General features: G+C 70.5%; 14 protein-coding genes. 10 read left to right on the forward strand and 4 right to left on the reverse strand.

The features are described from left to right. Positions 1-18 precede the first annotated feature (18 nt). Genes ACEXOR_RS09385 through ACEXOR_RS09395 form a run of 3 tightly spaced genes read right to left on the reverse strand, consistent with a single transcriptional unit; the run spans position 19 to position 1,811 of the window. Positions 19-909 (reverse strand): TIGR01777 family oxidoreductase, encoded by an 891-nt coding sequence (locus ACEXOR_RS09385; protein ID WP_374849335.1) that lies wholly within the window; start codon positions 907-909, stop codon positions 19-21. Positions 910-933: 24 nt separating this feature from the next. Then, positions 934-1,407, reverse strand: a complete 474-nt coding sequence (locus ACEXOR_RS09390; RefSeq protein ID WP_374849336.1) for a DUF4395 domain-containing protein — start codon at positions 1,405-1,407, stop codon at positions 934-936. Continuing rightward, a complete protein-coding gene (locus ACEXOR_RS09395; protein WP_374849338.1) occupies positions 1,404-1,811 on the reverse strand; it encodes a TlpA family protein disulfide reductase in 408 nt (135 codons plus the stop codon). Before ACEXOR_RS09395 ends, ACEXOR_RS09390 begins: the two co-directional genes overlap by 4 nt. Before the next feature lie 228 nt (positions 1,812-2,039). Between ACEXOR_RS09395 and leuA the strand changes: the two genes are divergently transcribed. The 5 genes from leuA to ACEXOR_RS09420 all read left to right on the forward strand — a co-directional run bounded on the left by leuA (position 2,040) and on the right by ACEXOR_RS09420 (position 6,293). Then, positions 2,040-3,800: a 2-isopropylmalate synthase gene (gene leuA / locus ACEXOR_RS09400; protein ID WP_374849340.1), complete on the forward strand. Its 1,761-nt coding sequence runs from the start codon at positions 2,040-2,042 to the stop codon at positions 3,798-3,800. Between the two features lie 103 nt (positions 3,801-3,903). Beyond that, positions 3,904-4,653 carry a DNA repair protein RecO gene (gene recO, locus ACEXOR_RS09405; protein WP_374849341.1) on the forward strand — a complete coding sequence of 250 codons (750 nt, stop codon included), beginning with the start codon at positions 3,904-3,906 and terminating at the stop codon, positions 4,651-4,653. Then, positions 4,650-5,474, forward strand: coding sequence for an isoprenyl transferase (locus ACEXOR_RS09410; protein WP_374849343.1), 825 nt, complete (start codon positions 4,650-4,652; stop codon positions 5,472-5,474). The genes recO and ACEXOR_RS09410 overlap by 4 nt, the downstream gene beginning before the upstream one ends. 28 nt (positions 5,475-5,502) lie before the next feature. After that, positions 5,503-6,174: a DsbA family oxidoreductase gene (locus tag ACEXOR_RS09415; RefSeq protein WP_374849344.1), complete on the forward strand. Its 672-nt coding sequence runs from the start codon at positions 5,503-5,505 to the stop codon at positions 6,172-6,174. Then, positions 6,171-6,293, forward strand: coding sequence for a hypothetical protein (locus tag ACEXOR_RS09420; protein ID WP_374849345.1), 123 nt, complete (start codon positions 6,171-6,173; stop codon positions 6,291-6,293). Before ACEXOR_RS09415 ends, ACEXOR_RS09420 begins: the two co-directional genes overlap by 4 nt. A 29-nt stretch (positions 6,294-6,322) precedes the next feature. On the opposite strand, the gene ACEXOR_RS09425 is transcribed toward ACEXOR_RS09420, so the two are convergent. Further along, positions 6,323-6,814 carry an aminoacyl-tRNA deacylase gene (locus ACEXOR_RS09425; RefSeq protein WP_374849346.1) on the reverse strand — a complete coding sequence of 164 codons (492 nt, stop codon included), beginning with the start codon at positions 6,812-6,814 and terminating at the stop codon, positions 6,323-6,325. 79 nt (positions 6,815-6,893) lie between these two features. On the opposite strand from ACEXOR_RS09425, the gene dusB reads away from it, so the two are divergent. From dusB to ACEXOR_RS09450, 5 genes are all read left to right on the forward strand, one after another. Continuing rightward, positions 6,894-8,078 (forward strand): tRNA dihydrouridine synthase DusB, encoded by a 1,185-nt coding sequence (gene dusB, locus ACEXOR_RS09430; RefSeq protein WP_374849347.1) that lies wholly within the window; start codon positions 6,894-6,896, stop codon positions 8,076-8,078. Beyond that, a complete protein-coding gene (locus tag ACEXOR_RS09435; protein ID WP_374849348.1) occupies positions 8,071-9,414 on the forward strand; it encodes a deoxyguanosinetriphosphate triphosphohydrolase in 1,344 nt (447 codons plus the stop codon). Before dusB ends, ACEXOR_RS09435 begins: the two co-directional genes overlap by 8 nt. Positions 9,415-9,435: 21 nt before the next feature. Continuing rightward, positions 9,436-11,442 (forward strand): DNA primase, encoded by a 2,007-nt coding sequence (gene dnaG, locus ACEXOR_RS09440; RefSeq protein WP_374849349.1) that lies wholly within the window; start codon positions 9,436-9,438, stop codon positions 11,440-11,442. A gap of 64 nt (positions 11,443-11,506) precedes the next feature. Beyond that, complete coding sequence (locus ACEXOR_RS09445) at positions 11,507-12,448, forward strand: ATP-binding cassette domain-containing protein (RefSeq protein ID WP_374849350.1); 942 nt, start codon at positions 11,507-11,509, stop codon at positions 12,446-12,448. After that, complete coding sequence (locus tag ACEXOR_RS09450; RefSeq protein ID WP_374849351.1) at positions 12,445-13,449, forward strand: D-isomer specific 2-hydroxyacid dehydrogenase family protein; 1,005 nt, start codon at positions 12,445-12,447, stop codon at positions 13,447-13,449. The genes ACEXOR_RS09445 and ACEXOR_RS09450 overlap by 4 nt, the downstream gene beginning before the upstream one ends. Positions 13,450-13,472 lie beyond the last annotated feature (23 nt).

A 13,472-nucleotide genomic window follows, 5' to 3' on the forward strand; every position in this document is an offset into this window, starting at 1 on the left:
CGTGCTCAGGGGCACCGATCAGAGGTGCGAGAGCGCCTCGTCGACGTTCTGGTCGCGGAAGACGAAGCCGTCGAACAGCAGCTTCTGGCTGGAGACGTGCTGATCGGCGAGCAGCAGATCGCGCCCGGCGTCGGCCAGGGCGGTCTTCAGCGCCCAGGCCGGCACCGGCAGCCAGTAGGGCCGGTGCAGGTCTTCGGCAAGCGTGCGCACCACCTCGGCGGCCGTGGCCGGCTGGGGGCCGGCGAGGTTCACGGGCCCGTCGAGCTCGGAGAACAGCAGGTGGCGCAGCGCGGCCGCCTCGTCGTGCAGGCTGATCCAGGGCCAGATCTGCTCGCCGCTGCCGATGGGGCCGGCGAGTCCGAGCTTGGCCAGCAGGTTGAGGGGCTTCAATGCGCCGCCGCCCTTGCCCACCACGAGGCCGGTGCGGGCGGTGACCACCCGGGTGCGGGCGGCGGCAGGGGCTGCGGCGCGCTCCCAGGCATCCGTCACCTTCGCGAGGAACCCGGTGCCCAGCGGCGAGGTCTCGGTGAGCACCTCGCCCGGCCGGTCTCCGTAGAAACCGACCGCCGAACCGGACAGGAACACCTCGGGCGGGTTGTCGGCACGCAGGATGGCGTCGCTCAGCGTGCTGGTGGCGAGTACGCGCGACTGCAGGATCTCGCGCTTGTACTGCAGCGTCCAGGGCAGGCGGGAGATCGAGGCGCCCGAGAGGTTGACCACCGCGTCGACGCCCTCGATCACGGCCGAGGGGATCCAGCGCGCCTCCGGGTCCCACGCCCGTTCGGTGGTGGTTCTGGCCGGCCGGCGCACGAGGATGAGCGCCGTGTGGCCGTCAGCGCGCAGCTGGCGGGCGAGCTCGGTGCCGATGAAGCCCGAGCCGCCGGCGATGAGCACGGTGCGTGAAGCCATGGATGACCCTCCCTGTCGGTGGTTTCACCCTACCTCCGGCCTGCTGGGGCGCAGCCGGACGATCGCCAGGTACAGCTGGCAACCGAGGCAGTAGCCGAACACGGCGTTCAGGAACGCCGCCACGAAGGCGAGTGCTGCCGCGACCGGTACGGCGAACGGCACCCCGGCCAGGGCGAGCAGCAGCCCCGCGCCGGTCACCGCGAAACCGACTCCCTGCGCGAAGGTCGGGGGCTTCGGGTCCTCGAGCTCGGCGGGCGGTCCGAGGCGGGGCCGCACGACCGCCTTGAACAGCAGGCCATAAGGATGCCGCCGCACCCCGGCGACCGCACCCCAGAGGAACAGCAGGCTGATCGCACCGAGCAGCACGGTCGCGGGATCGGTGACCCGCGCGACGAGGTCGCGCGACCCCGCCGGTGCGCTGAGCCCGAGCACCACCACCACGGCCAGGAGCACCGCCGTGATCGCGGCACCGAATCGGGGAGAACGGGGGTCGATCATGCGAGCTCCTCCAGTCGCCGTTCGATCACGCCGCGGCGCACGACCCCGCCGATGCGGGTGCGCACGATTCCGTCGCGATCGAGGATGAGAGTGGTGGGGGTCTGCAGGATGGAGAACCGGCGCACGAGGTCGGCCCGGTGGGTCACGTCGACGTCGAGGTGGGCGACGCCGTCCAGACGCGACGCCAGCTCCTGCAGCACCCGGCGGGTGCCGGGGCATCCGGAGCAGAACTCGGTGGAGAACTGCACCAGGGTGGCACGGGCGCCCGGCGAGGCGAGGTCGAGCGCCGCCGGGCGGGTCGCCACGGCACGAGCGGCGCCCTGCCGCGACCGCCAGAGCAGGCCGACGAGGGTGGTCGCCGCGACGAGTGACAACAGCACGGCGATGGCCAGGAGGGGATTCATAGTGGTCGCAGAGTAGGCCGGGCCGGGGCCGCGCATCCGGACTGTGACGTTTATGACGTCGTCGGCGGCCGTCGAACGGGGCGGTGAGCCGCTGGGGCTGCGTGCTAACCTGACTTCGTGCTGTTCGGTCTGCTCCTTCTTAGCTGCCGCGACGAGTCCTAGTTCCAGGCCTCCCTCGTCGCGGAGTTCGCGTTGGCTGACCACCACTTTTCGACGAAGGAACGCACTATGAAGAACAATCAGGCCGCTTCGGCCATGCCGATCCACAAGTACCGGCCCTATCACGAGCAGATCGCCGTCGACCTGCCCGACCGCACCTGGCCCGCGAAGCACATCACCCAGGCGCCCCGCTGGTGCGCCGTCGACCTGCGCGACGGCAACCAGGCTCTCATCGACCCGATGAGCCCCGAGCGCAAGCGCATCATGTTCGACCTGCTGGTGCGCATGGGCTACAAGGAGATCGAGGTCGGCTTCCCGAGCGCCTCGCAGACCGACTTCGACTTCGTGCGCTCCCTCATCGAGGAGGGCGCGATTCCGGATGACGTGACCATCCAGGTGCTCACCCAGGCGCGCGAGCACCTGATCCGGCGCACCTACGAGTCGATCGCCGGTGCCAAGCAGGCGATCGTGCACCTCTACAACTCCACGAGCATCCTGCAGCGCGACGTGGTGTTCCGCACCGACAGGCAGGGCATCATCGACATCGCGCTCGAGGGTGCGCGGTTGTGCCGCGAGGCCGAGAAGACCATCCCCGAGGTGGACGTCTACTACGAGTACTCACCGGAGAGCTACACCGGCACCGAGCTCGAGTTCGCGGTCGACATCGTGAATCAGGTGCTCGAGGTGTTCGAGCCCACGCCCGAGCGCAAGGTCATCGTCAACCTGCCCTCCACCGTCGAGATGGCCACGCCGAACATCTACGCCGACTCGATCGAGTGGATGGGCCGCCACATCCGGAACCGCGAGAACGTGATCATCTCGCTGCACCCGCACAACGACCGGGGCACCGCCGTGGCGGCCGCCGAGCTCGGCTACCTGGCCGGCGCCGACCGCATCGAGGGGTGCCTGTTCGGAAACGGGGAACGCACCGGCAACGTCGACCTGGTGGCGCTCGGCATCAACCTGTTCACGCAGGGCATCGACCCGCAGATCGACTTCAGCGACCTCGACGAGGTGCGCCGCACCGCCGAGTACTGCAACCAGCTGAAGGTGCACGAGCGGAGCCCCTGGGCAGGCGACCTGGTGTACACCGCGTTCAGCGGGTCGCACCAGGATGCGATCAAGAAGGGCTTCGAGGCCATGGCCGCCGACGCCGCCGTGCAGGGCAAGCCCGTCGACGAGCTGCTCTGGGCCGTTCCCTACCTGCCGGTCGACCCGAAAGACCTGGGCCGATCGTACGAGGCGGTCATCCGGGTGAACTCGCAGTCGGGCAAGGGTGGCGTGGCCTACCTGCTGAAGACCGACCACGCGCTGGATCTGCCGCGCAAGCTGCAGATCGAGTTCTCGGGCGTCGTGCAGGCGAAGACGGATGCGGAGGGCGGCGAGGTGACGAGCGACCAGATCTGGTCGATCTTCAACGACGAGTACCTGCCCTCGACCGCGGCCGAAGACAAGTGGGGCCGGTTCGAGCTGCACCGCACGCGCACGGCGAGCGACCTCGACGGCTCGGTGGCGCTGGACGTGCGACTGCGCGTGGGCGACGAGGTGATCGAGACCTCGGCCACCGGCAACGGCCCGATCGCGGCGTTCCTGAACGTGATGAGCGAGCAGGGCGTCGACATCAAGCTCTACGACTACGTGGAGCACACGCTGAGCGCCTCGGGCGACGCGCAGGCCGCCGCCTACGTGGAGCTGCAGGTCGACGGCAACCGCCTCTGGGGCGTGGGCATCGACGGCGACATCTCGACGGCGTCGCTGAAGGCCGTGGTGTCCGCGGTGAACCGCGCCATCCGGGTGCGCGACGCCGACCGCGAACTCGTCCTGAGCTGACCCGCCGGCTCGTCGAGTTTCGCCGAATCGCCCCTTCGCGACGCGCGAGGGGGCGATTCGGCGCAACTCGGCGGAGGCACGGGCCGGCAGGGGATACTGGGGTGTGCCCGTTTACCGTGATGACGCCGTGGTGCTCCGCACCCACAAGCTGGGTGAGGCCGACCGCATCGTCACGCTGCTGACACGGCATCACGGCAAGGTGCGCGCCGTGGCCCGCGGTGTGCGGCGCACGGCCTCGAAGTTCGGTGCCCGGCTGGAGCCCTTCATGGTGGCCGACGTGCAGTTCTACGAGGGCCGCACCCTCGACACCATCACGCAGGCTGTGACGATCGGCTCGTACGGGGCCGAGATCACGGCCGACTACGCCAGCTACACGGCCGCCAGCGCCATGGTCGAGACGGCCGACAAGCTCACCGAGACGGAGCCCTCGCTGCAGCAGTACCTGCTGCTGGTGGGCGCCCTGCGTTCGCTCGCCCGCGGCGAGCACGGCCCCACGGCCACCCTCGACTCGTATCTGCTGCGGGCCCTGTCGATGGCCGGCTGGGCCCCGAGTTTCTACGACTGCGCCGTGACGGGCGAGGCCGGCCCGCACTCGGCCTTCGTGGTGCAACTCGGCGGTGTGGTGGCCGAGCACGTCGCGCCCCCCGGCACCCCGCGGCTCGACCCGAGCACCCTGGAGCTCCTGGCCGCCCTGCTCACGGGCGACTGGTCGACGGCCGACGCCGCGGAGGAGCGGGTCCGCTCGCGCGCGAGCGGTATCGTGGCGGCGTACACCCAGTGGCACCTGGAGCGCGGCCTCCGCTCGCTGGAGCATGTCGAACGGTCGCAGGAGAAGAAGGCGCAGTCGATTTGAGTCCCGTTCCGTTCACCTCGCCCAAGGCCGAGCCGTTCCGCCCCCTCGACTGGACGGGACTTCAGCCGCCGGCCATCCCCGTCTCGGCCGTGCCGAAGCACGTCGCCATCGTGATGGACGGCAACGGACGCTGGGCGAACCAGCGCGGCCTCACCCGGGTGGAGGGGCATCGTGCCGGCGAGGCCTCCTTGCTCGACGTGGTGGCGGGCGCGGTGCAGATCGGCGTGCAGCACCTCAGTGTCTACGCGTTCTCGACCGAGAACTGGAAGCGCTCGCCCGACGAGGTGCGCTTCCTGATGGGCTTCAACCGCGACGTGCTGCACCGCCGGCGCGACCAGCTGAACGAGTGGGGTGTGCGCATCCGCTGGGCCGGCCGACGGCCGAGGCTGTGGGCGAGCGTGATCAAAGAACTGCAGTTCGCCGAGCGGCTCACCGCCCACAACTCCACCCTCACCCTCACGATGTGTGTGAACTACGGGGGCCGCAACGAGATCACGGATGCGGTGCGTGCCATCGCCGACGACGTCGCGGCCGGCCGCATCCGCCCCTCCGCCGTGTCGGAGAAGCTCATCCAGCGCCACCTCTACGTGCCCGACCTGCCCGACGTCGACCTGTTCGTGCGGAGTTCGGGGGAGCAGCGCACCTCGAACTTCCTGCCCTGGCAGTCCGCGTACGCCGAGATGGTGTTCCTCGACCGGCTCTGGCCCGACTTCACCCGGGTCGACCTGTGGCAGGCGATCGAGCACTACGCGGGGCGAAACCGGCGTTTCGGCGGGGCGGTCGACGCACCGACCGCAGAGGATTCCGACTCGGCGGAATGAGTCGGGCCGCTTCGGCGTTCACCTCGGTGTGACTGACGCCATCAAGATCGACATCTGGTCCGACATCGCCTGCCCGTGGTGCTACATCGGCAAGCGCAAGCTCGAGTTCGGCATCGACGAGTACTCCTCGACCGAGGGCGCCGCGCCCGTGGAGATCGAGTACCACTCGTTCGAACTCGCTCCCGACACCCCCGTCGACTTCGACGGCAGTGAGACCGACTTCCTCGCCGGCCACAAGCACATCCCGCGCGAGCAGGTGGGCCCGATGCTCGACCGCGTGACGGGCATCGCCTCCGAGGTGGGCCTCGACTACGACTACGAGGCGCTCAAGCACACCAACACCGTCAAGGCGCACCAGCTCATCCACTACGCGAAGGCGCACGGCCTCCAGCTCCAGGCCAAGGAGCGCCTGCTGAAGGCGTACTTCGTCGAGGGCCGGCACGTGGGCCGAGTGGCCGATCTGGCCGACCTGGCCGCGGAGATCGGTCTCGACCGCGACGACGTGGTGCGCTCACTCGATGCCGACGAATACCTAGACGACGTGCGGGCCGACCAGCGTCAGGCGCAGGAGCTCGGCATCCAGGGAGTTCCGTTCTTCGTGATCGACGGAAAGTACGGTGTCTCGGGCGCGCAGGACCCGGCGACCTTCGCGCAGGTGCTGGCCCAGGTGGCCGGCGAGCGCACCGAGGTGGGGTCATGACTCCGGATGCCGGTGCCGAGGCCCCGGCCGTCGAGACGCCCCCTGCTCCGACCGTGATGCCGCTGACGTTGCTCGCCCCGGCCGGAGTCACCTGCGAGGGCGACAGCTGCTCGTTCTAGCCGGTGCTCCCTCGGGCGGGCGCCGGCTGTCAGGCCGTGCGGTCCGGCAGGGGGTCGCTGATGTCGGCGACGGTGGCGTCGAGGGCTGCGGCCAGAGCGTCGGCGTCGACGAAGGCGCTGTGACCGTGGGCTCCCGCGCCCATGCCCACGCGCCGGCCCACGAACGAGGAATCCAGATACACCGGCCACGCCGTCGTGCTGCCGAGCGGCGTGATGGTGCCGCGCTCGTAGCCGGTGGCCTCGAGGGCGACGTCCTGGTGGGGCATCGAGAGCTTGTTCACCCCCACCAGCGCCCGGAGCTTCGGCCAGCTGATCTGGCGGTCGCCCGGCACGAGGGCGAAGAGGAAACCGCCGTCGTGCCGCTTCACCACGAGGCTCTTCATGATGTCGGCCGGTTCGAGCCCGAGGAGGGTGGCGGCCTCGCCGAGGGATCCGGCTTCGGGGCGTTCCACCACCTCGACGTCGAGTCCGAGTCGCGCGGCGTGCTCGAGCACGCGGTCGGTGCCAGGAGAGTTGTTCACAGTGCGCTCAACTCCGGATCCGTCCCCAGGATTCCCGTGCGCGACCCCGCCCGCGCATCCGTCTGGAAGAATCGAACCGATGTCCACTTCAACCCTTGCCCCTGACCGACTCGCGATCGGGCCGATCGAGCTCGATGTGCCGGTCGTGCTCGCGCCCATGGCGGGTATCACCAACACGGCGTTCCGGCGCCTGTGCCGCGAGTTCGGTGCCGGGCTGTACGTGAGCGAGATGATCACGAGCCGCGCGCTGGTCGAGCGCAACGAGGCCACCATGCGTCTCATCACGCACCACCCCACCGAGACCCCGCGTTCCATCCAGCTCTACGGCGTCGATCCGGCCACCATGGCCGCGGCCGCGCGAATCCTGGTCGAAGAAGACCGCACCGACCACATCGACATGAACTTCGGCTGCCCGGTGCCCAAGGTCACCCGCAAGGGCGGGGGAGCGGCCCTGCCCTGGAAGATCGATCTCTTCCGCGAGATCGTCGAGCAGGTGGTCGAGGCGGCCGGAGACGTGCCGGTCACCGTCAAGATGCGCAAGGGCATCGACACCGATCACCTCACCTACCTCGAGGCCGCTCGCGCCGCCGAGGGAGCCGGGGCCGCGGCCATCGCGCTGCACGCCCGCACGGCGGCCGACTTCTACAGCGGCCACGCCGACTGGTCGGCGATCGCCACCCTGAAAGAAACCATCACCTCCATCCCGGTGCTCGGCAACGGAGACATCTGGTCGGGTGAAGATGCCATCCGAATGGTCGACGAGACGGGCTGCGACGGCGTGGTGGTCGGCCGAGGCTGCCTCGGGCGGCCGTGGTTGTTCGGCGACCTCGCCGCCGCCTTCCGCGTGCGGTCGGGCGAACTCACCGCCGAGGAGGCCGCCGTGCTCCGTGCGGCCCCGTCGCTCGGTCAGGTGGCGCAGACGCTTCGCCGGCACGCCGAGCTGCTGGTGGAGTTCTTCGGCGACGAAGGGCGCGCCTGCCGCGACATCCGGAAGCACGTGGCCTGGTACCTGAAGGGCTACCCCGCCGGCCACGAGGTGCGGGCGGCGCTCAGCACGGTTCAGAACCTCGAGCAGATGGATGAGATCCTGGCCGAGCTCGACTGGTCGATGCCCTACCCCGGAGTCGACGCCGAGGGCCCGCGCGGGCGTGCCGGCAGCCCCAAGCGGCCCTCGCTGCCCGATCGCTGGCTGGAGTCGCGTTCGCTCGAGAACGCCGGCCGGGCCGACCTCGCCGCGGCAGAACTGGAACACAGCGGTGGCTGACGCCCTCGACCTGGAGACCTTCGCCCCCACGAAGGGCTATTCCGACCGCGATGCCGAGCGCCTGCTGCCCGAGGAGCACTACACCCGGCGCAGCGACTTCCAGCGCGACCGGGCGCGCATCCTGCACTCCTCGTCGCTGCGCCGGCTGGCCGCGAAGACCCAGGTGCTGAGCCCGACGGTGGTGGCCGACTTCGCCCGCAACCGGCTCACCCACTCGCTCGAGGTGGCCCAGGTGGGCCGCGAGCTCGCCTCGAGCCTCGACCTCGATCCGGATGTCGTGGACTCGGCCTGTCTCGCGCACGACCTCGGGCATCCGCCGTTCGGGCACAACGGCGAGAAGGCGCTCAACCAGTGGGCGGAGAGCATCGGCGGGTTCGAGGGCAACGCCCAGAGCCTGCGCATCCTCAGCCGGCTCGAGGCGAAGGTGTTCGACGACGCCGGTCACGGCTACGGTCTCAACCTCACCCGGGCGAGCCTCGATGCCAGCTGCAAATACCCGTGGACGGCCCAGACCCCGGTGGCCGACCCGAGCGGCCGGCTCAAGTACGGCGTCTACGACGACGACGCCCCGGTGTTCGAGTGGTTCCGCCAGGGCGCTCCTGAGCGCACCCTCTGCGTCGAGGCCCAGGTGATGGACCTCTCCGACGACATCGCCTACTCGGTGCACGACTTCGAAGACGCCGTGCTGAACGGCTACATCGACGTGCGGGTGCTCGGGGCGCGCGTCGACCACGCCGACCTGGTGCGCAGCATCCATGCCCGCGCCGGCGGCGGGTTCACGCTCGACGAGCTCACCGAGGCCTTCGACCGGCTCGACTCGCTGCAGGTGTGGCTGTCGGAGTGGGACGACTCGCGCCGCGCCCACGCGAAGCTGAAGAACCTCACCAGCCAGCTGATCGGGCGCTTCGCGGGTGCGGCCACCCGGGCGACCCGGGAGTCGTTCCCCACGCCCAGCATCACGCGCTACGGGGCCGACGTGGTGGTACCCGACTGGGTGGCCGCCGAGATCGCCACGCTGAAGGGCATCGTGTCGGTGTTCGTGATGTCGAACGACGCGCGTCAGCCGCTGTACCAGCAGCAGCGGAGCCTGCTCGGCGAGCTGGCCGACCGGCTCTGGGAGTCCGACGGCCAGTCGCTCGACCCGGCCTTCGCAGCCGACTGGCGCGAGGCGGCCGACGAGCGGGCGGCACGCCGCGTGGTGGTCGATCAGGTGGCCAGCCTCACCGACCAGACCGCACTGGCCTGGTATCAGCGGCTCTGCACCCCGGGTGGCGAAGGCGGCCTCCCGGGTGAGCAGTTGCTCGCGACAGAGGGCGCCCGTCGCGTCGTACTCTAGAAGAATGGCAGGCGCGGTTTCATGGCAGGACTGATTCGCCGCAACGACATCGACGAGGTGCGTTCGCGCATCAACATCGCCGATGTGGTGGGCGACTACGTCACGCTGAAGAGCGCCGGGGTGGGGTCGATGAAGGGGCTGTGCCCTTTCCACGACGAGCGGTCGCCGAGTTTCCATGTGCGGCCCCAGGTGGGCTACTACCACTGCTTCGGCTGCGGTGAGGGCGGCGACGTGTTCACCTTCCTGCAGAAGATGGACCACGTCACCTTCTCCGAGGCCGTCGAGCGGCTCGCCGCCAAGATCGGCTTCCAGCTGCACTACGAAGACGGGGGAGCCGCCGCCGACCAGGGCAACCGTGCCCGCTTGCTCGCCGCGAACGAGGCGGCCCGGGAGTACTTCACCGAGCAGCTCACCACCCCCGGCGCCGAGGCCGGCCGCGCGTTCCTCGGCCAGCGCGGCTTCGACGCCGCGGCGGCAGCGCGCTTCGGAGTGGGCTACGCCCCGCAGGGGTGGGACAACCTGGGCAAGCACCTCCGCGGCCGGGGCTTCACCGAGCAGGAGCTCACCGCGGCGGGGCTGCTCAGTCAGGGCGATCGCGGCACCTACGACCGGTTCCGCGGGCGGCTCATCTGGCCCATCCGCGATCAGACCGGTCAGACCGTGGGCTTCGGCGCGCGTCGCCTCTTCGACGACGACAAGGGCCCGAAGTATCTCAACACCCCCGAGACGATCGTGTACCACAAGGCTCAGGTGCTCTATGGGCTCGACCTGGCCAAGCGCGACATCGCCCGCAGCCGCCAGGTGGTGGTGGTGGAGGGCTACACCGACGTGATGGCCGCTCACCTCGCCGGCGTCACGACGGCCGTGGCCACGTGCGGAACCTCCTTCGGCGTCGATCACATCAAGATCATGCGCCGGGTGCTCTCCGACGACTCGGCGGGCCTCGGCGAGGTGATCTTCACGTTCGACCCCGACGCTGCGGGCCAGAAGGCCGCGCTCCGCGCGTTCAGCGAGGAGCAGCGCTTCGCCGCGCAGACGTACGTGGCGGTGGCGCCCGACGGCCTCGATCCGTGCGATCTGCGGCTGGCCAAGGGTGACGACGCGGTGCGCCGGCTCATCAAGGGCAAGAAGCCCATGTTCGAGTTCGTCATCCGCCAGAAGCTCTCGGCCTACGACCTCGAGACGGTGGAGGGCCGGGTGGCCGCCCTGCGTGATGCCGCTCCGATCGTCGCCGACATCCGCGACTCGGCCCTGCGGCCCGCCTACACGAGGCAGCTCGCCAAGATGCTCGGCACCGACCTCGACGTGGTGCGTCAGGCCGTCGAACGTGCCGTGCGCAGCGGCGGTTCCGCTGCCGGAGGGGCGGGCTCGGGGTCGCCGGGTGGCTCGGCGGGCCGTGCCGGTCAGGGGTCGGCCATCGCGGCGCCGGGCGACGGCCGCGAGCGTAGCGGCGGGTACGGAACCCCTCCGGGGAACGCCCCCCGTAACCCGGCGGCCGACCCGGGGGTGGCCTCGGTGACGGTACTCGATGCGGCTCCGGTCGAGCGGGCGTCGGTCACGCTTCGCGACCTGCCCTCCACCACGGCCGGCCGCACCGAGCGCGACGCGCTGATGGCCATGCTGCAGTCGCCGACGGTGATCGGGCGCGACCTGCTCGCCCGCGCATCCGGCTGCGGCTTCTCCAACGCGGCACTGGCCGCGGTGCGCGACTCGATCGGCCGCAACGTCGACGCGTTCGAGAAGGCCGACTTCGTGCAGACCGTTCAGGCCGACGTGCCGCCGGAGTACCGCTCCCTGGTCGAGCAGCTGGCCGTCGCCCCGCTGCCCGAACGCCCCGAACGGGCCCCCGAGAACTACCTGCGGGGCATCACGCGAGCCCTCGTCGAACGCGACCTCCGGCGCCGCAAAGACGAGGTGGTCTCCCGGCTTCAGCGAACGGATGCGGTGGCCGAGCCGGCCGTGTACCGCGAGATCCAGGTGCAGCTGGTGCAGCTCGAGGCCGAGCGGCGGGCCTTCGTGGAGGAGTGACCGGCTTCTGCGTGGTCGCCGTGCCTTCCGGCCGAGACGACGAGGAGCGCTTAGGCTCATGCCGATGGTCGAACGTAATGTGCTCTCCGCTTCCGATGTGACGATCGAGTACCCCGCGCACAGTGTGAGCTCGGCGTTCACCGCCGTGAAGGGCTTCACGCTGGCGGTGCGGCCGGGCGAGATCGTGGGTCTGGTCGGGTCGAGCGGCTCCGGCAAGTCCACACTCGCGCAGGTCGCCTCCGGCCAGGCGGCCCTCCGGGCCTCGAAGGAGGCGTCGCCCCGCATCGTGGGCGGCAGCCTCGAGGTGCTGGGTTTCGAGCTGCGCGGCATCCGTCGCGGCCGGCTCGGCAAGCTCACCCTCGGGGTCGGCTACGTGGCCCAGGATGCCGGCTCGAAGCTCACCTCGAACATGACGGTGGCCGAGTTGGTGGCCGAGCCCCTGCTGCTGCGCGACAAGCGCTTCAGCCGCAAGGAGGCCGGGCTGCGTGCCGCGACCCTGGTGGATGCGCTGCTGCTCCCGGTGGGCTCGATGATGAAGCTCCCGCACGAGCTCTCCAGCGGCCAGCGCCAGCGGGTCGCGGTGGCGCGCGGGCTCATCCTCGACCCTGTGCTGCTGATCGCCGACGAACCGACCGCGGGCGTCGACGTCTCGGTGCGCAGCGCGGTGATCGACGTGATCGCCGGACTGCAGCGCTCCCGCGGTGCCAGCGCCCTGATCGTGAGCCACGACCTCGACACGCTGCGCCACAGCGCCGACCGGGTGGCCGTCATCCACGAGGGCATGGTGGTGGGGCTCGGCCCGATCGACGAGGTGCTCGCCGACCCGCGGCACCCCTACGTGGCCCGCCTGGCCGAGGAGCTGGGCGCCCAGGGTGACGGGGCCGAGGGCGACGACGTGCCGGGCGACGACCCCGATTACGACGACACCGACGACACCTACACCGACGACCCCGAAGCCGAGAACCCCGCCGAGTCGGCGACCACCCCTCCTGGAGAACCCCGATGACCCCCCGCAGCTTCGACGGCCGCCACCGCGAGGTGCTGGCCGTCGCCACCGACGCCCTGCCCGCCGATCAGCGCCCCGAGCCCGGCCCGATCGCCGTGCTTCCCGAGGCCACCGACGCGTTCGTCGAGGCCGTCCAGAGCGCCGGCGGCACCGTCGCGCCCCTCAGCGACGAGACCCGGGCCGTGGTGTGGCTCGCGCACGACCGCCCAGAGGAGTTCGACGAGGTGCTCTCCGCGCATCCGTCGATCGGCTGGGTGCAACTGCCCTGGGCGGGTGTCGACGCCTTCGCCGACTCGCTGCGGGCCCACGCCCGCCCCGGGCTCGTCTGGACCAGCGCCAAGGGAGCCTACGCCCAGCCCGTGGCCGAGCACGCCCTCACGCTCGCGCTGGCGCTGCTGCGCGAACTGCCCACGCGCATCCGGGCCACCAGCTGGGGGCCGAAGATCGGCTCGTCGCTCTACGGCCTCAACGTGGTGCTGATCGGGGCGGGCGGCATCGGCCTCGAACTGCTGCGTCTGCTGGAACCCTTCGGCGTGCATGTCACCGTCGTGCGTCGTTCGGCGGTTCCCGTGCCGGGCGCCGAACGCACCGTGACCGGCGACGAGCTGCACGAGGTGCTCCCGGATGCCGATCTGGTGATCGTGGCTGCGGCTTTCACGGCGGGCACCGACAAGCTGATCGGCCGGGCCGAACTCGACCTCATGCCCGACACGGCCTACCTCGTGAACATCGCCCGGGGCGGACTCGTCGACACCGACGCCCTCGTCGACGCACTCACGTCGGGGTCGATCGCCGGGGCTGGAGTCGACGTCACCGATCCCGAACCGCTGCCCGACGGGCACCCGCTGTACAGCCTCGACAACGCCATCGTCACCCCGCACTCGGCGGACACGCCCGAGATGATCGCCCCGCTGCTCGCCGCGCGCATCCGTCACAACGTGCACGCGTTCCTTCAGACCGGTGAGTTCGCCGGGCTCGTCGACCCGGAGGCCGGGTACTGACCGACGGTGTCCGATACCCCGCG

The sequence above is a fragment of the Herbiconiux liangxiaofengii genome (assembly GCF_041927335.1).
In the GTDB taxonomy this organism is placed as follows: domain Bacteria; phylum Actinomycetota; class Actinomycetes; order Actinomycetales; family Microbacteriaceae; genus Herbiconiux; species Herbiconiux liangxiaofengii.